Raw genomic sequence first — 19,966 nt, 5'->3', positions numbered from 1 at the left:
CGCTGTTCAGCGGGTTTGTGCGAATTACTCACTGCTATGTGAGCATGGCTTCGTTAATCTCTAGTCACGAAAGTTTTCAAACTGGAAAGGTTGGCCGAGTTCTGCTTCGCGGATGAGTGCCATCGTCGCTTGTAAATCATCACGTTTTTTACCAGTGACGCGCACTTTTTCACCTTGAATAGAGGCTTGGACTTTGATCTTAGAGTCCTTGATGTGCTTGACAATTTTCTTCGCAACTGGCGTTTCAATGCCTTGCTTAAAAATGATGACTTGGTGCCAGTTGCGACCGGAGGCCTCTTCGGGCTTCGCTTCCATTGCATTGACGTCTACACCGCGCTTAGTGAGGTTAGAGCGTAAAATGTCACGCATTTGCTTGAGCTGGAATTCACCTTCGGCATTCAGTTTCACGGATTCGTCTTTTTGCAGTTCAAACGTCGCCTCAACGCCACGAAAGTCGAAGCGAGTCGATAGTTCACGTGATGCGTTGTCGACGGCGTTGCGCAATTCAACCGCGTCGATTTCTGAGATAATGTCAAAAGAGGGCATAATGTACTCCGAAATAGTCGTTGATTAAGGTCGCGCTTTCACAGCGTCGGCGAGCATGTCTAGCATCTGCACAGTGTCATCCCAGCCTAAACATGGGTCGGTGATGGATTGACCATAAGTGAGATTGTTGAGGTCACACATGGATTGGTTGCCTTCGACAATAAAACTTTCGGCCATAATACCGGCAATCTGATGCTTTCCTGAACGGATCTGCTCACAGATGTCCTTTGCCACATCCAGCTGTTTGCGATGCTGCTTTTCACAGTTGGCATGGCTGAAGTCGACCACAAGACGCTGCGGTAAATCAAATTGAGCGAGTTGCTCACAAGCTTGCGCGACCGATGCCGCATCAAAGTTCGGCCCTGTGTCACCACCGCGAAGAATGATATGGCCGTATGGGTTACCGCTCGTGCGATAGACCGTCATGCGTCCATTTTTGTCTGGCGAGTAGAAGTAGTGCGAGGCCATAGAGGCACGAATCGCATCGATGGCGATTTTAACATTGCCGTTGGTGCCGTTTTTGAAACCGACAGGGCAAGAGAGGGCAGACGCCATTTCACGGTGAATTTGTGACTCTGTCGTGCGCGCGCCAATCGCACCCCAAGTGATTAAGTCAGCGATGTACTGGCCGGTGATCATATCTAAGAACTCAGTGGCGGTTGCCAAGCCAAGTTTATTAATATCAAGCAGGAGTTTACGTGCTTTGTTAAGACCAGTTTCCAGCGCGTACGAACCGTCTAGGTTAGGGTCTGTAATTAAGCCTTTCCAGCCTACGACGGTGCGCGGTTTCTCGAAATAAGTGCGCATGACGATAAAAAGCTCGTCTTTATATTGCGCTTGAATCGTAGACAGACGCTGTGCGTAGTCGATCGCCGCCTCTGTGTCGTGTACCGAGCACGGGCCAACAATTACGAGTAGGCGAGAGTCTTCACCAGTGAGAATTTGTTCAATTTGACGGCGCGAAACAGCAATACGCTCGGCGACATCATCAGTAATCGGGTGGGCGCTTCCAAGTTCTGCCGGAGTTGGCATAGGGCCTAAAGGCTGCGTTCTTAATTCATCGGTTTTTAATGGCATACCAGAGCCTGTTCTTTTTATTGCGAAGCGCTAAAGATAACGGAAACGAATCAAGTAATAAACTACTTATCCTGAAACTCTTCAAGTGCGAAGCGTAGATCTGAAAAACTATTCAAAAATGTTAGTTTTAAATTCTGTTTTGCCCTTGTCTTCACTGGCGCGAGTCGGTATGTTTCAAATATCACAATAATAATCTAAGTACGGAGCAGTAATGAGTTTATCCGGTTCAAGCAATTTGCATTCTGCATTGAGTAGTGGCGACGCCCTACCAAAGGTCGACGGTCAACAAGGTGGACAACACCTCTTTGTTTCCTTATCTGAGCTCATCCTAGAGCACATTTTTTACCATCCTAGCTTTGAGTCAGCCACATCGCCGCTCGATCCACTACAACGTAGCTCTATCGATGCGATGTTGGGTGAACAAGATCTCAAGACGCACTTTGTTTCTACCTTGGTCTCAATCATCTCTGACGCCATCTCCCCTGAGCACAAAGTTGTGCGTGTATCGCTAAGTAATGCGGACAGCCATGCAATGCGTTCGCTATTGGGTGGTGATGTGGAGCCTGAGGTGGTGAATCCAGCACTCGGTATGCGTGGCGTGTCTCGTTATGCCCAGCCAGAGTTTAGCGCCAGTTTTGTCCTAGAGTGCGATGTGATCAAAGCATTAAGAGTGCAAGGTCATCAGGTTGAGATTGTGGTGCCGTTTGTTCGTGCTTTATCTGATGCCGCGAAGATCATCGATTTGCTTGCCGAGCAAGGACTGCCGCGCGGCCTTGACGGGCTCAAGGTGCTTTATACTGTTGATGTACCGTCTTCTGCGCTGATGGCCGAGCGTCTATTGCACTATTTTGATGGCGTCATGATTAATTTGGAAAACCTAACCCAATATACGCTGGGTATCGATCGTCTAGACGAGACACTGCACTATTTGTTTGAACCACAAAGTGAAGCGGTGCTACAACTGATTGACATGACGACCAAAGCGGCAGAGAGCGTCAATAAGCCGGTAATCCTAACCAGCAGTGGCCTCTTGAACTACGCAAAAATCCAAGAGTATTTGGTCGAACGTGAACACATCGAACTTGTTGTGACGGTGTAACTGACTAAGTAATCTGAGTTATCTCACTATCTGAAAGTGCAATGTTAACAAAATGTTGACATTGCACGCCTTCCATATTCAACTGGTTCTAAATCCACTAGTCGGACCAGTCTATGTTAAGCCCTCTTACTAAAGCGAACTTTTACCTCAATTATTTTGGCTTTCTCAAAGTCCCCCTAATTTGGCTCTGTCGACCTAAAATTCTCCAACTGGATGAGCAGCGCGTAGAGGTAAAAATTCCACTAAAAAGACGGACTAAAAATCATCTCGGCAGTATGTATTTTGGTGTCTTGGCGGTTGGTGCTGACGTCGCAGGCGGTTTCATGGCGATGAGTAAAGCTCAGGCGCGAGGCAAGCAGGTGTCTCTGGCTTTTAAAGCGGTGGAAGGGCAATTCTTAAAGCGACCTGAGGCGGATGTCCACTTTGTCTGTGACGATGGGGAGCTGATTGACAAGATGCTTGATGAGACGTTCGCGACCGGTGAGCGTGTCAACCAAGCGGTGAAAATTACCGCCCTCTGCCCAAGCCTACATGGCGATGAGCCGATGGCGGAATTCTTACTTACTCTGTCACTAAAGCGAAGGGGTGAGTGAAGTCATCCACCTCAATTTGCTCAATCGCAACGATTTTGCTGCGGTTGAGCACGATTTTCCAACGGTAATAGTTTGGGTTTCCGTCGTGATTGTCTTCTTTGACAATCAAGTTGAGCAGGTGACGCTTTTCAACGGATTCGCGGCTCACCTGACTGTTGTTCAGAGTATAAATTTTGTTTGAGCCCTTATCCATCAAACGGGTAAACGGTCGCATGCTGAGTAACAAGGTTTCGCGCGTTTCTTCATAACCGCTCATAAACTTCGATGTAGTCATCTCCGTCTCTGAACGATAGTGTAAAATTTGTTCTTCCCGTTGGACGACGCGCTTTTTGCGAATCGACTTGATGCGGTCGGGAAGTTTGTCGAGCCCAAGATAATCAAGCCATTCGAGTTTTTGCCCGACGGTCTTTTTGGTTGTCGGATCCAGGTAGGTTTTACGCCACTTAGGTCGGCCACGTCGAATCCAGCGCCACATGACGTCTCGAAGATCGTCTTTAAATATCTCGCGTAGCGCGTAGACAAATGACATCAAAATGATGAACGATGCGGTGATCTCACCCCAATAATCACGAGCCAGAATCGCGGTAATGGTGACAAACACCATCACAAACCCCGTTGCACTGCCTTTCACAATTCGCTTTAGATTGTTGCCCAATGATTGCGTTTTTTCTTGCAGGACGATGGGATGTTCTATCAAACGTCTTAATAAGCGCATTTTGTTACTCAAGCGGGTCACATCGCCTCTAACGCTTTCTGAGTTGTAGTTGTTGAGTTTTCGGTGCGCAGCTTCTTTCTCAACGATAGTGAGCAAGCGCTCTTTGAGCGTCTTGTATTCACTGTCACGTGGCATGTGGGCAACCAATGACATCAGCCTTTGCCCGGTGTACCAAGAGAGGTAGTTATCGATGTTGGCGTAGTAGCGTTTCAGCCCCTCTTCATACGGAATACTCCGACGCAGCTTTTTCAAAATATCGAGAGAGAGTTCGATGACTTCGTCTACTTCATCGGTGGTGACGGATTCGGAGTTGTGTTTGTTCAATTCGCTGACCGCTTTATCTAACGCAATCACATATTGGTAAGCGAACAAACTTAAACTGACGCGGTACTGAGTTGAAGAGAGTCGTCCTCGTTTGGCAAGTCGACTGTGCACGAGCGGAAGCAGAGTTTTATCACTGAAATAAGCGCGTTTTTGCGCCAGAGACTCGTAATAGAATTCACTCTCTTTGACGATGTCAGCGTTTAAGCCAAGCTCACCGGGAATGAAAAAGTAGAGGTCGAGATCCGACTTCTTGGTCGAAGCCATTGCGTGAGAAATTTTGAGAGTGATGCCATCTTGTTTGTCTACCGTGACCAAGAAAATCTCCATAAAGTTCAAATTAGCTGGCGAAAGCATATCAGAGATTGGGTATAATCGCCGCAAATTTAGCAAGAGACCGTTGAAATGATTAACGTTGGTAAGGTAAACCACTTAGAAATTGTAAAAAAAGCCGACTTTGGACTATTTTTGGATGCTGGAGAATACGGCACCTCTTTGCTGCCAAATCGCTTTGCGCCAAAAGACGCGGAAGTGGGCCAATTTATTGATGCGTTTCTCTACTTTGATTCCGACAACCAGTTGGTGGCGACGACTGAAACTCCGATTGCCGAAGTGGGCCAGTGGGGGCTGATGGAAATCCAAGGGGTCAACAGCACCGGTGCTTTCGCCAATTGGGGAATTAAAGGAAAGGATCTGTTGATCCCGTTCAGTGAGCAGCGTGCCCGCTTTAAAGAAGGTCAAACTGTGTTGGTGTACGTCTACACTGACAAAGCATCTGGGCGCATCGTCGGAACCACCAAATTCAACAAACTGCTGGATAAAACGCCTGCGCCTTATAGCAAAAACCAGCAAGTCGAGCTGTTGATTGCAGAGCGCAGCGACTTAGGCTTTAAAGCGATCGTTGAAGGCCAACACTGGGGCATGATCTTTAAGTCTGACGTGTTTGGAAAACTCTTTATTGGTAAGCGTCTTAAAGGCTACATCAAAGCGATCCGTGAAGATGGCAAAATCGATCTCTCGCTGCAAAAAGTCGGTGTAGGCAAAATGGATGACTTGAGTGAGAAAGTGCTTGAGTTATTGGAGAAAAAGGGCGGCTTTCTCCCTCTTAATGATAAGTCATCGCCAGAAGCCATTTTCTCAACGTTTCGAACCAGTAAAGGGACGTACAAGAAAACCATTGGCGGTCTTTACAAGCAAGGTCGTATTCGTATCGAGCAAGATGGGATTTATCTCGCTGATTAATCGACTTGAGAAAAAAAGGCCCGAAGCGGATCATGCTTTGGGCCTAGGGGAAGGGCTCCTACAGAGCCTGCGCTAACTGTCTGATATTCATCACCAATCAATACTTCAATTGTAGTTCAAGATAAGTATAGCGCCAGGCAATGACGAAATTTCATACCTTGGTTTAGGGATTAAAACAGATTTTTGTCTCTTACCAGCTCTCTAGGTAGGCCATTTTTGATTCGATTTCCGACCCATTTCCCGAGTCCAATCACATCGTTACCGTATTTGACCAGCACTTCACCTTTGCCTGTTTGCCCCGGTCTCACATCTCTTCCCATGTACCACTCTCTGGCGTCATCAATAGAAAGTTCGACACTGTTCGCTTCATTCCCCTTTGCCAGTGCGGTGGCGACTTGGTGTTGCCAGCGATAGCCTTTCTTATGCGCTTCGGCGATTTTTATTCCCATACGTGAAAAGCGCAGTTCGCCGAGCATTGGCTCGAGCGCATCGGGGAACAACCAAACATCGTTGTCACGCAGCCAAATCGTGGTGTGTTGAGGCAGCGAAACAGACAGCGCGTCTTGCAGTGCGCTAGCGATCGCTTGCTGCTCTTTTGCCGATGCTTTCTGAAACGGAAATTTACCGAGGCGTTTTTTTACATCAGGTGGTGTCGCAGTGCCAGTTTTACGTATTTTTGCCACAAAGAATCCTTCACAGTCATAGACTTGAGGGAATATGTGCAAAAAGCCTTCGGCGGTTAGCGCTTCGTCAGCACCCGGGAATAAGGATTCAAGGCTTTCAAATTCCACCAACTCGCCAAAGGTTAACTTTAAGTGCTGGCAGACTTGCTGGTTCTCTTCCACGCTGAGCGTACAGGTCGAGTAGACCATGACACCGCCCGGTTTTAGGGCGTGAAAAGCACTTTCGATCAGATCTTTTTGCGTCTCGGCGATGGATAGCACTGACGCTTTACTCCAGTTTTTCATCGCTTCGGCATCTTTGCGAACCGTACCTTCGCCAGAGCAGGGTGCGTCGATGAGAACGGCATCGAACTGCTCTGGCAGCCAACCACCAAACACGCGGCCATCGAAGTTGGTCAATGCGGCGTTACGAATACCGCAGCGCTCAATATTCGCATGGAGTACTTTCACGCGGCTAGCGGAAAACTCGTTCGCCACCAATACACCTTCATTGTCCATCAGCGCAGCGATTTGTGTCGTTTTTGACCCCGGTGCCGCCGCCATATCGAGCACCGCCTGAAAGGTGTCATCACCAGAAAAGAGCGCAGAGACAGGCATCATGGAACTGGCTTCTTGGATGTAAAACAGCCCCGACATGTGTTGAGCACGATTCCCCAGTGGCACGCGGGTTTCATCAGCATCAATCCAAAATCCTTCTTCACACCAAGGCACTGGGGTCAATACCCATCCTTGCTGCTCAGCCAGCGCTTTAAAATCGTCCACTGTGGTCTTGAGAGTGTTGACGCGGACACTTTTTCTAAGTGGTCGTTGGCAAGCGGCGATGAAGTCATCCATCGTCAAATGAGACGGAAGGATGGTTTGCATTTCAGCGAGAAAGTCGTCAGGGAGATAAACGTTTTGGTGCACTCTGCATCTCTAAGTAGAAAATTTGCCGAGAGTGTAGCAAAAACGCAGCCACTTGGCTGCGCTTTTACTGATGATAGGTGATAGGTCTTGGCTAAGGTTTTGGTATCACCGTTCGCCAGCTGCGCCAGCTCTCCTCTGCTTTCGGGTGTAGGTAGAAGGTGTGGCCATCTTGAGCTATCGGCTCGAGCTGTGCTTGTTGTGGTGTAGCAAAGGTGATCCCGCCTCGCACTATGCTTTCAACCGTACCTGCTTTGATATTGGCACCGGTTAGTCCAATCGAGACATCCACACCAGAGGTGTTCCAAAATACGCTATTACGGCGCACTAGGTAGGCGTATTCCGGCAGAATATCAATGTCGATATCGACGCGATCGGCAAATTCACCTAACGATACTGCTCGCACTTGGCCCACCTCGATCTCACGATACAAAATCGGGGTGCCACTGGTGACTGAGCCTCGGCTTTCGGTTTGCAATCTAAATTGCACACCCTTATGAATTTGAGGCGCAGTGTTAAGCGCGAACTGATGTTGGGGCTGGCCATTGCCAGGCTCAACATTGATACTTGGCGTGATCAGATTGTGGATGTTTTTTACTCCCGAGAGGCCAATCTCTGCCTGTGATTGCCAAAAGTGCGACCCTGAAACCGCAATGGTTTGGGCGTATTCCGGCAAGATGCGAGCTTGAATTTCAACGCCGCCCTTTGAGAACTCTCCGTTGGAAAATATGGGGGTGACAAGCGTGACTTCGCCGACTTGGACACCGTTGTAGTGGATAGGTGTGCCTGCTGTGATCGTTGTGCTGCCGTCAAAGTGCAAGGTGACACGTTGGCCGTATTTACGTGCGGTTTTGAAATCTTTGTACAGCAACCACTTGTCTTTTTGGCGGTTGTCGACCCCCGGCAAGGAATCAAAAGCAATCCCACCTTGGATGATGGTTTTCAGTGGCGCAGCGGTAATGTTGACTCCCGTTAAAGAGGCATCCACCTCGACGCCAGAGCGATTCCAGAACACGGTTTGCTCACTCAACAGGTGTTTGTATTGATTTTCGATATTCGCATCGATGATCACACCACCGTCAACCAAGCGAAAATCCGAGACGCTGCCGACTTGCAAGTTGCGATAAAGCAGTGGGCTACCTTTGCTTATTGAGGGCAATTCGGGGGCAAACAGTGTAAGGGTTTGCCAGCCAGAGACATTGTATTTGGCAAGCTCAGCCAAAGACTGACTCGCATACAGCGGATAGCGCTCTTTGGCTTCACCACTGCCTTCACTGACAAAACTCACCGAGCCTGTCAACAGCTGTTTAGCCGGCGGAACAGAGATGTTGAGTCCAGATTCGGTGAGCTCAGCGCTAGCACTGCCGGTGACAAAAAATCGGTTTTGAGAACGGATTAATTCGGAATATTCCGCGTCAATCAGCAGGTCGAAAATGACTTGATCATTAATGAGTGATACCTGCGTGATGGAGCCAACCGTGATGCCTTTATAGAGGATGTTCGCCCCGGCATCTAATCCAAACGAGTTGTTGGACGTCAGTTGCAGCGCAATTGAACGTGCTTGCTGCTTGTTAAATTCAAATTGACGCACGGCGTTAAACTGCCTTGCGCGCTGACCATCTCCGGGGATCAAGGTGAGGTAATTACCTTGGACTAAGTTAGCCAAGTTTTCCACACCCGATAGCGAGACTTTCGCCTCTTCGAGAACAAAACGACTGCCGGTGGTGAGCATATCGCTGAATGCTGGTTGAATCGCGGCGGAAGCGATGATTTTTTCGCGTCCTTCACTGAGCTGCAATCCGGTAATCTGCCCGACCTCAATACCACGGTACATAATGGGCGCCCCTGAGGCCTTGATATGGTTGTCGTCAGGTAGCGCAATTTGGATGGCAATACCGCGTCCAGCGGTCTTTAGGTCACGGTACAAACGAAACTCTTCGTTGTCTTCGACGGGCTCTCCGCCATCGGGGGAGTCAACTGCAATAGAACCGCTGAGCAGGGCGCTCAAGCTTTCCAGGCGCACATCAACCCCTTCAAAGCCAATATTGGCGCCAATGCCACTGACGTTCCAAAAGCGGCTCTGATTGGTAATGATGTGGCGATATTGCTCGCGGATTGACGCTTTGATGAGAACGTTCTTCGCGTCGTCATCCAATTTGTAGCTGTAGACTTCGCCAATTGGGATTTTTCGATAGACGATCTGTGATCCGATAGAGATTCCACCCAGATCGCGCGATTTCAAGGTGATGTTTAACCCTTGACGTGCGAGAAGATCGGACGGGGCGCGATCCAGCGCGGTATAAACACTCTTAGGTTCAGACGCTTCATCACCGGGTTGAATCGCAATGTAGTTCCCTGAGACCAGAGCATCCAAACCGGAAATGCCGGAAAGGCTGGCGGTCGGTTTGACCATCCAAAAACGCGTATCTTGACCAAGTAACTGAATCGCTTCGGGATAGATGTCGACATCCACGTAAATGTTGTCCAGATTGCTCGACAGGTTGATGTCGCGCACCATGCCCACTTCGAGCCCTTGGTAGCGAATGGTGGTGCGCCCGGCGACCAAACCTTGTGCATCAGAAAAATAGATCTGCACGCGCTGGCCTGCATCCTGTATGGCTTTAAACACCAGCCAACCTGCCAGTGCCATGGTCAAAATTGGCAATATCCATAGCGGCGATAAGCCTTTATTGCGCTTAATATCTGGCGTGTAAGCATTCTGATTGGGCGAAGCATTACTCATGTGAAGGGGTGTCCTTGTAGGAGGTTTTAGGGTGGTTATCCCAAATGAGTCTTGGGTCGATACTGTCTGCGGCCAGCATGGTTAAGATGACCACGATACCAAAAAAGACGGCGCCGTACCCTGGGGTAAAATTCAAAATTTGGCCACGGTCAACCAAGGTCATCATGATGGAGATAACAAACAGATCCATCATTGACCAGCGGCCAATCCACTTGACGATAAAGTAGATTTTCATTCGATAAATATGATTGATCGAACGTTGAAAATGGATGGCGAGCAAGATGTACGCTAAGCCGAGAATCTTTGCGACCGGAACGACAATACTTGCGATGAAAATGATGGCCGCAATGCCCGCCATATCATTGTTCACCAATGAAGCAACGCCCGAGAAGATGGTGTCTTCTAAACGTTGTCCGTTGGTGATTAATATCGAGATCGGGATCAGGTTGGCGGGAAAAATCGCTATCGTTGCCGCCACCAAGTAAGCCCAGGTTGTTTGGACTGAGCGCGGTTTACGATGATGGATAGGTTTTTCGCAGCGGCGACAGTGCGTACCTTCTGGCTGTGACAAGTGGCAATGGTGGCAGTGGAGCGATTTTTCGCCCAGAGTTAATGTCTCTTCAGGCAGGTAGGCTTCCCAATAACGTCGGATACTAATCCGAGTTAAGAGTAGCACGGTCGCTAACTGCAATAGCACTAGGCCATAAAGCCCGACACCGACGAAGATGTCTGAATAGTCTTGCAACTTGAAGCAAGAGATCGCAACGCTAACCAGAAAGACATCAATCATCACCCAATGCTTGAGTGCCGCGATGGTTTGCAATGACCACTTAAGTAAAGAGAAGTGGCGCTTGGCGAGGGCAATGTGGGCAAGCAGAACGCTCGAGCACACCAAAAACGGCGCAATCGAACTGCAAAAAAACACCAGCAGTGCTAACCATGTAAAGCCTTCATCAATGAGCGCGATAATACCGGCCGGGAGTGTCGCTGGGATCATGACACCAAACAACCGGATACTGATGAAGTCAAAAAAGTGCGAGGGAATAAACAGCATCAAACAGGTGATGGCGATGGCTAAGTTGCCAGAGAGAGAAGGGGTGCCACCCCGATAGAGTTGCGTTCCACAACGCGGACAAAATGCGCTCTTTCCTTGTTCTACCTCACAGGTGTCCACTGCGAGCTCGCAGCCATGACAAAGACGAACTTGGCGAATCTCGCTAGTGTGAGAGTGGAGCGGCGAGGCGCGTTTCATTGAGCGCCTCTTTGTGTGACGTTGTCACTGTAAAGGCGCGGTTTAGGCGTGAGTTTGTACAGCGCCGTAAAGCGTTTGATATAAACCTTGCTGTTCGACCAGTTCGCCATGTGTCCCTGCCTGAGTGACTTGTCCATCTTCTAAAACGTAAATCAGATCCGCCTGTTTTACGGCAGATAAGCGATGAGCAACGATCAGAGTTGTGCGTCCCTTCAAAAATTCCGTCAAAGCACGGTGGAGGGCGGCTTCCGTTGCGGTATCCAACGCGGACGTTGCTTCGTCCAAAATAACAAATTTTGGATTGCTCAGCACCATGCGCGCAATGGCCAACCGTTGGCGCTGTCCACCGGACAAACGAATCCCGTTGCGGCCCACTTGCGTCTCGAGACCCTCACTGAGTTGACGAATGACATCGTGCATTTGAGCAATCTCAAGGGCTTGCCACAGCTGCTCATCCGGGTAGTCTGAGCCAAGGGTCAGATTATGCCTCAGGCTATCGTTAAATAGTATAGGTTGTTGTAATACAACAGCAATTTGATCTCTAATGATATCGAAACTGATATCCTGGCATGGCTCACCATTGAAACGAATGATGCCAGAGTCCGGTTGATAAACACCGATTAACAATTGAATTAAGGTAGATTTCCCCCCGCCACTTGCTCCAACCAGTGCGACTTTATTGCCTGCCGGAATGGTGAGCGATAAATCGCGTAACACCTTGTTTTCCTCGTTATAAGCAAAGTTGACCTTTTCTATCGAGACGTCCACTTCTCGGTCTGGCGTGAATGGGTTGACGGTTGACACAGGGCGCTGTTCTTCGCCAACACTCAATAGGGTATTGATGCGAGTCAGTGCTGCTTTTGCGCTGTACCACGAAAACTGAATGCCCAACAACTCTTGCACAGGGCTGAGCATAAACCACAGATAGCCAAACACTGCGAAGATTTGACCAATCGTCAGGTCGCTAAACAGCACCATAAGCATAGCGACAGCGCGAAACAGCTCAAAGCCAAGTAGGAACAGTAAGAAGGAGACACGCCCTGCCGCTTCCGATTGCCAGGCGTACTTGTCAGCATCGGATCGGATTTGATCGGCGTGTTCGGTTAACTGTTTGAGATACGCTTTTTCTTTATTTGCGGCACGCAATTGATAGATGCCATCGAGTGTCTCTATCAACCGATTTTGAAAGCGCTCGAACGATTGGTTTTCGCGCTTTTTAAGATGTTTCACTTTGCCGCCCAGCAAGCGGGAGAAGTAAATGACCACCGGATTAACCAGTAAGATGAACAGGCCCAAGCGCCAATCTAACCAGAGCAAAACAACAGCGGTGCCGAGTACGGTCAGTAGGCTTATCAGGAACTTGCTTAACGTAGAGCCAATAAACTGGTCAATGGTTTCAACATCGGTAATCAAGTGGGCATTGATGCCGCCACTGCCTCTTGTCTCGTACTCCTTCATGCTGATGCGACCCAATTTGTCGATCATCTTACGTCGCATTTCAAAAGTAATGGTTTTGGAGACCAGAGTGAACTGACGGCTCTGAACTATGTTCAGCGCCTGGCTTGCCGTGCGCATCACAATGACCAGTAGTAAGGTCAACACTATATAGCCGGTAGGGGTATGAAAGTTACTCGGCAAGAGCCATTGCATGGCACGCAGCCCGGCTCCGGGTTGGTCTAATAGCACTTCATCGACCATCAATGGCATCAAGAGTGGGATAGGGACACTGATTAAAGTCGCAGCAATCGCCACCAAATTCGCAGCGATTAACTTGGTCTTATGAAGTTTTACTTGAGTTATCAACCAAGAACGGCTAATAGTGTTGGGATTATCAATCATTATAATGAGAATGCTTACTATTTGGTTTGTGCAAATTGTACGCACAAACCGTGTGGAAGTCTCTAGTTTTCAATCGGATGTATATACAATGAACATAGAACAATACCAACGTTTAACCAAGCAAGCGGTTGCACTTATCGAATCAGAAACAGACCTTATTGCCAATCTCTCCAATGTCAGTGCGCTATTGAATATGGAGCTGGAGAACCTTAACTGGGTGGGCTTTTATCTGATGAAAGACGGTGAGTTGGTATTGGGTCCATTCCAAGGCAAGCCTGCGTGTGTACGTATTCCCGTTGGTAAAGGAGTGTGTGGTACCGCGGTCGCCACTAACAGCGTTCAACGTATCCATGACGTACACGAATTCGAGGGCCACATTGCGTGTGACGCCGAGAGTAATTCAGAGATCGTGATTCCTTTTTCAATCAATGGTGAAATCCAAGGCGTGCTTGATATTGATAGCCCGAGTGTAGGGCGTTTCAGCGAAATTGACGAGCAGGGGCTAACATTTTTGATGACTGAAGTGGAAAAGCTGCTTAATTCGCACGCTATCGCGGCATAATTTGCCTATTGGCTGTGGTTTTTCATTTGCAGGTCACTATAATACCTCAATTAAAACTCTTAATGCTCGCGGACAAGCCGCAATAACCAGGAATCCTCATGGAAAACACTGAAAAGTTAAAAAACAGCAAAGAAGTGATTGCATATATTGCTGAATGTTTCCCTAAGTGCTTTACTTTAGAAGGTGAAGCAAAGCCGCTTAAAATCGGTATTTTTCAAGATCTTGCGGACCGTCTCAATGACGACCCAAAAGTGAGTAAGACCCAGCTTCGTGCAGCGTTAAGACAGTACACTTCATCATGGCGTTACCTACATGGTGTTAAGCCAGGTGCAGTACGTGTAGATTTAGACGGTAACCCAGCGGGTGAACTGGAAGAAGAGCACGTTGAACATGCGAAAACTGCACTAGCAGAGAGCAAAGCAAAAGTTCAGGCTCGTCGTAAAGAACAAGCTCAAAAAGCGCGCGAAGAAGGGAAGGCTAAAGCGAAACCGGCAGCGAAAAAGCCGCAGAGCCGCCGCCCACAACAAAGTAAAGAACAGAAAGCCAAACAGCCTGTAGAAACGCGCGCATTGAATGCAGACGAAATGACCGTCGGCAACCAAGTGAACGTGAACATGGGCAAAGGAAATATGGCTGCGACTATCGTTGAAATCAATAAGGAAGATGTGCGCGTCCAACTGTCTAACGGCCTACAAATGGTTGTGAAAGCGGAGCACTTGCGCGCATAAAGGAGAATCTCCTACGCATGAAATGCCGTTCAAAACTCTCGCTGATTGCTGCTGGCCTCTGGCTGGCAGCGTCTTCAGCCCATGCTCTTGAAGCTAAACTGAGTCTAAAAGACTTACCCGTACTCGCTCCCGAGACTCAACACGAAACTGCCAGTAAGCGCGTGACTTCTCGATTCACACGCTCTCACTACAAACATTTCACTCTCGACGATACCTTCTCTCAAGCCATTTTCGATCGCTACATCGAAATGCTCGACTACAACAAAAATATCTTTACTCAAGCGGATATTGACTCGTTCAAAGAGTGGGCGGTAGGGATTGACGATCAGCTCAAATCCGGCAACAACCAAATTGCGTTTGATGTCTATAACTTGTCGATGAAGCGTCGTTATGAACGTTTTCAAACTGCTCTGGCGCTGCTTGATGACGAAATGACGTTTGATGTCGATGAAAGCATTGAGCTTGACCGCAGCAAAGCCGCTTGGCCAAAAGATAAAGCTGAGTTGGATGAGTTGTGGCGTAAACGTGTTAAGTATGATGCATTGAATCTCAAACTCACAGGTAAAGAGTGGAAAGAGATCAAAGAGGTGCTTGAGAAACGTTACAACAATGCGCTTAAGCGTCTCAGCCAAACGCACAATGAAGATGCCTTCCAGTTGTACATGAATGCCTTTGCGCGTGAAGTTGACCCGCACACCAGTTACCTCTCTCCGCGCAGTGCTGATCAATTTCAAACTGAGATGAATTTATCGCTCGAAGGAATTGGTGCAGTGTTGCAGATGACTGATGACTATACTGTCATTCGTTCATTAGTGGCTGGTGGACCGGCATCGAACAGCAAGCAGTTGTCCGAAGGGGATCGTATTATTGGTGTCGGCCAAGATGGTGAAGCGATCGTTGATGTTATCGGTTGGCGCCTTGATGATGTGGTTCAATTGATCAAAGGGCCGAAAGGCACTAAGGTGAATTTGCAAATCTTGCCTGAGGGTAAAGAGGCGAAATCGCAAGTCATTACTATCGTGCGCGACAAAATTCGTTTAGAAGATCGTGCGGTCAAATCAGAAGTGATTGAGCGTGATGGTAAGAAGATTGGTGTGCTCGAAGTGCCGAGTTTTTATGTCGGCCTATCTAAAGATACCGACGAGCAAATCTCCCAACTGAAAGCGAAAGGTGTCGATGGCATCATTGTCGATCTCCGCAACAACGGCGGCGGTGCGTTAACCGAAGCCACTGCGCTATCTGGTCTCTTTATTACTAGCGGTCCGGTGGTGCAAGTTCGCGACAGTTATGGCCGTGTGAACGTGAATGCAGACACAGACGACAAAATCAGCTACGACGGACCGATGACGGTATTGATTAACCGTTATAGTGCGTCCGCGTCAGAAATTTTTGCCGCTGCGATGCAAGATTACGGTCGAGCGATCATTCTCGGTGAGAACTCATTTGGTAAAGGCACTGTGCAGCAGCACCGCTCTCTCAACCATATCTACGATTTGTTTGATAAAGAGTTGGGCTACGTGCAGTACACGATTCAAAAATTCTATCGAATCGATGGTGGCAGTACGCAAAACAAAGGTGTAGCACCTGACATTCCTTTCCCAACCGCTGTAGACGCGGATGAAACCGGGGAGAGTGTCGAAGATAACGCTCTACCTTGGGATAGTATTGATCGCGCCAATTACACCGTGTTAGCACGTAACGATGCCTTGATTTCTGCATTAGACGACAAGCACAAAGCGCGTATTGCCAACGATTTAGAGTTCGGTTTTATCGCGCAAGATATTGAAAAGTATCGTGCTGAAAAAGATGACAACGCTTTGTCTCTCAATGAAAAAGTGCGTAAAGCGGAGAGTGAACAGGCAGATAAAGAACGCCTGGCTCGCATCAATTTACGTCAAAAAGCATTGGGTGAGGAGCCGTACACCGATCTTGACGACTTACCCAAAGACTACGAAGCGCCTGACGCTTATTTGGATGAGTCGGTGGCGATCATGGTGGACATGTTGAAGTTGCAGTAAGTCGGCATCTTTCCTGTTACCTGTCTTGTAATCCGCAAATAACACCAAGCGAGCCTATGTGCTCGCTTTTTTTGTGCAGACAATTAATGTGATTTGGATCTAATTTTTCGCGTATTCGTAAAACCCTACCTAAGCTTTAAGAAAAGAGTGAGGGATGCGTGATGAAATGGATCGGACTAATTCTTTTAATGGGTAGCGCGTGGGTCAGTGCAGAAAGGCTCTCGCCCGAAGTACACGACAATAGTGATCTTACTCAATTTGATCACCCTTTCTTGTTGGGGGACTGGTATCTCGTCAATCCGAGTCCTGATGAATCAGCAGAAAACTTTCTCGCCATCAAGCTTTCGTTAAGCTCCAACTATCAGTTTCAAATCGACATTCAGAAGCGAGACTACTCGGTGGATCATTGGCAAGGTCTCTACACAGCCAACGATGATACCCTAATACTCGGACTCAACTCTTCTGAGCCACAAGCGTACCGCTATTCGGGTAATCACCATTTGCTTAATCTCAACGGTGTGACATTTACTAAGGCGCTCTCCAATTCACTGGCTGGCATTTGGTCGAGTCAGAGTTTAGGCGGGCACGATGTCTCAGCCAGTGATGTTGATAAGATGGATTTAGTGCTGCAACCCGACTTTGTGTTTATGTTCCGTGTCAGCAACGATGAAGGAGATGAAGCGGTGCATCGCGGCGTCTATTACACAGAAGGTGAACACCTTGTACTTCTCTACGAAAATGGCGAGCACGAAACACGTTACGTACTCGACAGTGATACCTTGACACTTGAAATGGAAGAAGGGGCGCTTTATGCGGTGCTCGATCGCGTTCGCTAGTGATATCGGCGAATCGATGGGTGATATATAGACAAAATGTGTTCTACATGAATAAAAAGCGAGGTTATTGTCGTCAATACCTCGTTTTTTTGATTGGCTAGAGGTAAGCTAATTACGTTTGCCCACGAGTGCTTGATGCCCGTGTTGGCTCATCTCATATTCAGTCAAAAGGATTCAGACATGGCTCAGACTCCACAAGCCAAATATCGCAAAGATTATCAATCGCCTTCTCATACGATTTCTACTATAGACCTCACCTTTGATTTGCATGATAACCAAACGGTGGTTACGGCTATCTCTAAAGTTCAGCAATGCAAAGAGAGCAGTACCTTACAGCTCGATGGTGAGAACTTAACTTTGGTTTCGCTGCAAGTGAATGGTGAGGTTTGGAGCGATTATCAGCAGACGGAGAGCACGCTGACCATCAACCAGTTGCCGCGCGAGTTTACACTGACCATAGTGACGCACATTGATCCTGAAGCCAATACCGCGCTTGAAGGCTTGTATAAATCGGGCGGTGCGTTTTGCACCCAATGTGAAGCGGAAGGTTTTCGTCGAATCACCTATTACTTGGACAGACCTGATGTGTTGGCCAAGTACACCACTAAAGTGATTGCAGACAAGGCGCAATACCCCTATTTATTGAGTAACGGGAACCGAGTGGCCGCTGGCGATTTAGATCATGGCCGTCATTGGGTTCAGTGGCAAGACCCACACCCTAAGCCGGCGTATCTGTTTGCTTTGGTCGCTGGGGATTTTGATGTTCTGCGCGACACCTTCGTGACTCGCTCTGGCCGCCCTGTCGATTTAGAGATTTTTGTCGACAAAGGCAACTTGGACAGAGCGCCTCACGCGATGACCTCCCTAATCAACTCAATGAAGTGGGACGAAGAGCGTTTCGGTCTTGAGTATGACCTTGATATTTACATGATTGTCGCTGTCGACTTTTTCAATATGGGCGCGATGGAGAACAAAGGACTCAACATCTTTAATTCCAAGTATGTGTTGGCCAATGAGAACACCGCGACCGATAGCGATTATCTTGGTATTGAAGCGGTCATTGGCCATGAGTACTTCCACAATTGGACGGGTAACCGCGTGACCTGTCGTGACTGGTTCCAACTCAGTCTCAAAGAAGGGTTGACCGTGTTCCGTGATCAAGAGTTTTCTTCTGATCTTGGTTCGCGCGCTGTCAATCGTATCAACAACGTACGCATTATTCGTGGACCGCAGTTTGCCGAAGATGCCAGCCCGATGTCTCACCCAATTCGTCCTGACAAAGTGATCGAGATGAATAACTTCTACACCTTAACCGTGTACGAAAAAGGCAGCGAAGTTATTCGAATGATGCACACGTTATTGGGTGAAGAGGGCTTCCAAAAAGGGATGAAGCTTTACTTTGAACGCCACGACGGCACTGCGGCGACTTGCGAAGATTTTGTTTCCGCCATGGAAGATGCATCGGGTGTCGATCTCAAGCAATTCCGTCTCTGGTACAGCCAGTCAGGAACGCCGACGGTCAGTGTGACCAGTGATTACGACAGTGATGCCAAGACGTTTACCTTGCATGTCAAGCAATCGACTGAGCCGACGCAGGATCAGCAAGACAAACAAGCGTTGCACATTCCTTTTGATGTCGAGTTATACGCCCCAACGGGAGAAGTTGTTGAGTTACGCTGTAACGGAAAGCCGATTCATCATGTTCTCGATGTCACTCAAAGTGAGCAGAGTTTTGTATTCGAAGATGTCGCTGAGCGTCCGATCCCATCGTTATTGAGAGAGTTCTCCGCTCCAGTGAAGTTGGAGTACGATTACAGTGACGATGAATTAACCTTCCTTATGGTTCATGCTCGCAATGACTTTGCGCGTTGGGATGCAGGCCAAATGTTATTAGCAAAATACATTCGCAGTAATGTTGAACGTATTCAGCAAGGTAATGTCGATGTCGCGCTACCGGATGCGCTGATTGATGCGTTCCGCGGCGTACTCTTGTCTGATGTTCTTGAACCTGCGTTTATTGCAGAGATGTTAGCGCTGCCAAGTCACAATGAAGTGTCAGGTTGGTACAAGCAGGTCGATGTGGATGCCATTGCTGCGGTACTTAAAGGCATTAAAGTTCAACTTGCACAGCAGTTAGAGGATGAGTTCAGTGCGCTGTACCATGCTCTAGTGCAAAGTGACTATCGAGTTGACCATCAAGCGATTGGCCAACGTGCACTTAGAAACACGGCGCTAGCGTATTTAGCGTATACAGAGCAGGGGAATCGTCTCGTTGAAGCGCAATATGATCAGGCCAACAACATGACGGACACCATGGCGGCTATGACCGCAGCAAATAGCGCGCAGTTACCGTGTCGCGAGCGTTTAATGAGTGACTACAGCGAGCAATGGCAACATGATGGATTGGTGATGGACAAGTGGTTCATATTGCAAGGGACCAACCCAGCGGGCAACGCACTTGATGTGATCAGGTCGACTATGAATCACAGTGCGTTTAGCTTGAAAAACCCTAACCGTACGCGCAGTTTGATTGGTTCTTTCTTGAACATGAACCCTGTCGCTTTCCATGACAAATCTGGTAAAGGTTATGAGTTTGCGGGCGAAATCTTAAGAGAACTCAACAGCTCGAACCCTCAGGTGGCGTCGCGTTTGATTGATCCTCTGCTTAAGCTGGGTAAATACGATGAGCAGAGACAAGCGCTGATTCGCAAAGAGTTAGAAGCGCTGAAATCGATGGATAACCTTGCCAAAGACTTGTTCGAAAAAGTCAGCAAGGCGCTAGAAGCCTAAGTCATCCACTACCCAACAG

15 protein-coding genes are annotated in these 19,966 nt (G+C 48.2%); 8 read left to right on the top strand and 7 right to left on the bottom strand.

Features of this window, described 5'->3' with window-relative positions; translation table 11 throughout:
- Positions 1-60: 60 nt before the first annotated feature.
- Entirely contained in the window at positions 61-546 is a 486-nt protein-coding gene (locus AC6R1A_RS15515; RefSeq protein ID WP_500633279.1) for a YajQ family cyclic di-GMP-binding protein, read from the bottom strand.
- Between the two features lie 24 nt (positions 547-570).
- Positions 571-1,623: a 3-deoxy-7-phosphoheptulonate synthase gene (locus tag AC6R1A_RS15510; RefSeq protein ID WP_500633280.1), complete on the bottom strand. Its 1,053-nt coding sequence runs from the start codon at positions 1,621-1,623 to the stop codon at positions 571-573.
- Between the two features lie 211 nt (positions 1,624-1,834).
- Between AC6R1A_RS15510 and AC6R1A_RS15505 the strand changes: the two genes are divergently transcribed.
- Both AC6R1A_RS15505 and AC6R1A_RS15500 read left to right on the top strand, forming a co-directional pair.
- On the top strand, positions 1,835-2,722 hold the full coding sequence (locus AC6R1A_RS15505) for a putative PEP-binding protein (RefSeq protein WP_500633281.1): 888 nt from the start codon (positions 1,835-1,837) through the stop codon (positions 2,720-2,722).
- Positions 2,723-2,835: 113 nt separating this feature from the next.
- Positions 2,836-3,315 carry a PaaI family thioesterase gene (locus AC6R1A_RS15500; protein ID WP_487902009.1) on the top strand — a complete coding sequence of 160 codons (480 nt, stop codon included), beginning with the start codon at positions 2,836-2,838 and terminating at the stop codon, positions 3,313-3,315.
- Here AC6R1A_RS15500 and AC6R1A_RS15495 read toward each other — a convergent pair.
- Positions 3,284-4,669, bottom strand: coding sequence for a hypothetical protein (locus AC6R1A_RS15495; RefSeq protein ID WP_500633282.1), 1,386 nt, complete (start codon positions 4,667-4,669; stop codon positions 3,284-3,286). The two genes, AC6R1A_RS15500 and AC6R1A_RS15495, sit on opposite strands and share 32 nt — an antisense overlap.
- A gap of 87 nt (positions 4,670-4,756) precedes the next feature.
- On the opposite strand from AC6R1A_RS15495, the gene AC6R1A_RS15490 reads away from it, so the two are divergent.
- Complete coding sequence (locus AC6R1A_RS15490) at positions 4,757-5,593, top strand: CvfB family protein (protein ID WP_334555391.1); 837 nt, start codon at positions 4,757-4,759, stop codon at positions 5,591-5,593.
- A 170-nt stretch (positions 5,594-5,763) separates the two neighbouring features.
- Here AC6R1A_RS15490 and rsmF read toward each other — a convergent pair whose 3' ends face one another.
- From rsmF to AC6R1A_RS15470, 4 genes are all read right to left on the bottom strand, one after another.
- Positions 5,764-7,182 carry a 16S rRNA (cytosine(1407)-C(5))-methyltransferase RsmF gene (rsmF, locus tag AC6R1A_RS15485; RefSeq protein WP_500633283.1) on the bottom strand — a complete coding sequence of 473 codons (1,419 nt, stop codon included), beginning with the start codon at positions 7,180-7,182 and terminating at the stop codon, positions 5,764-5,766.
- A gap of 91 nt (positions 7,183-7,273) precedes the next feature.
- Positions 7,274-9,922: an MlaD family protein gene (locus tag AC6R1A_RS15480; RefSeq protein WP_500633284.1), complete on the bottom strand. Its 2,649-nt coding sequence runs from the start codon at positions 9,920-9,922 to the stop codon at positions 7,274-7,276.
- Positions 9,915-11,174, bottom strand: a complete 1,260-nt coding sequence (locus AC6R1A_RS15475) for a PqiA/YebS family transporter subunit (RefSeq protein ID WP_500631047.1) — start codon at positions 11,172-11,174, stop codon at positions 9,915-9,917. Before AC6R1A_RS15475 ends, AC6R1A_RS15480 begins: the two co-directional genes overlap by 8 nt.
- A 42-nt stretch (positions 11,175-11,216) precedes the next feature.
- Positions 11,217-13,013, bottom strand: coding sequence for an ABC transporter ATP-binding protein (locus AC6R1A_RS15470; protein WP_500633285.1), 1,797 nt, complete (start codon positions 13,011-13,013; stop codon positions 11,217-11,219).
- 88 nt (positions 13,014-13,101) lie between these two features.
- Between AC6R1A_RS15470 and AC6R1A_RS15465 the strand changes: the two genes are divergently transcribed.
- From AC6R1A_RS15465 to pepN, 5 genes are all read left to right on the top strand, one after another.
- Positions 13,102-13,575 (top strand): free L-methionine (R)-S-oxide reductase MsrC, encoded by a 474-nt coding sequence (locus AC6R1A_RS15465; protein WP_334555386.1) that lies wholly within the window; start codon positions 13,102-13,104, stop codon positions 13,573-13,575.
- A gap of 98 nt (positions 13,576-13,673) precedes the next feature.
- Complete coding sequence (gene proQ / locus AC6R1A_RS15460; protein ID WP_334555385.1) at positions 13,674-14,303, top strand: RNA chaperone ProQ; 630 nt, start codon at positions 13,674-13,676, stop codon at positions 14,301-14,303.
- A 17-nt stretch (positions 14,304-14,320) separates the two neighbouring features.
- Positions 14,321-16,321 carry a carboxy terminal-processing peptidase gene (gene prc / locus AC6R1A_RS15455; RefSeq protein WP_500631049.1) on the top strand — a complete coding sequence of 667 codons (2,001 nt, stop codon included), beginning with the start codon at positions 14,321-14,323 and terminating at the stop codon, positions 16,319-16,321.
- Positions 16,322-16,482: 161 nt separating this feature from the next.
- The gene (locus AC6R1A_RS15450) at positions 16,483-17,157 is read left to right on the top strand and encodes a hypothetical protein (protein ID WP_487902002.1); all 675 of its coding nucleotides are present in this window, start codon (positions 16,483-16,485) and stop codon (positions 17,155-17,157) included.
- A gap of 180 nt (positions 17,158-17,337) precedes the next feature.
- A complete protein-coding gene (gene pepN, locus AC6R1A_RS15445; RefSeq protein WP_500633286.1) occupies positions 17,338-19,947 on the top strand; it encodes an aminopeptidase N in 2,610 nt (869 codons plus the stop codon).
- The last annotated feature ends 19 nt before the right edge of the window (positions 19,948-19,966 follow it).

The sequence above is a fragment of the Vibrio sp. R10-SG3-ISO3 genome (genome assembly GCF_059834225.1).
Note: the sequence above shows the minus strand (reverse complement) of the source record. Positions and strands in the feature narration are given on the sequence as shown.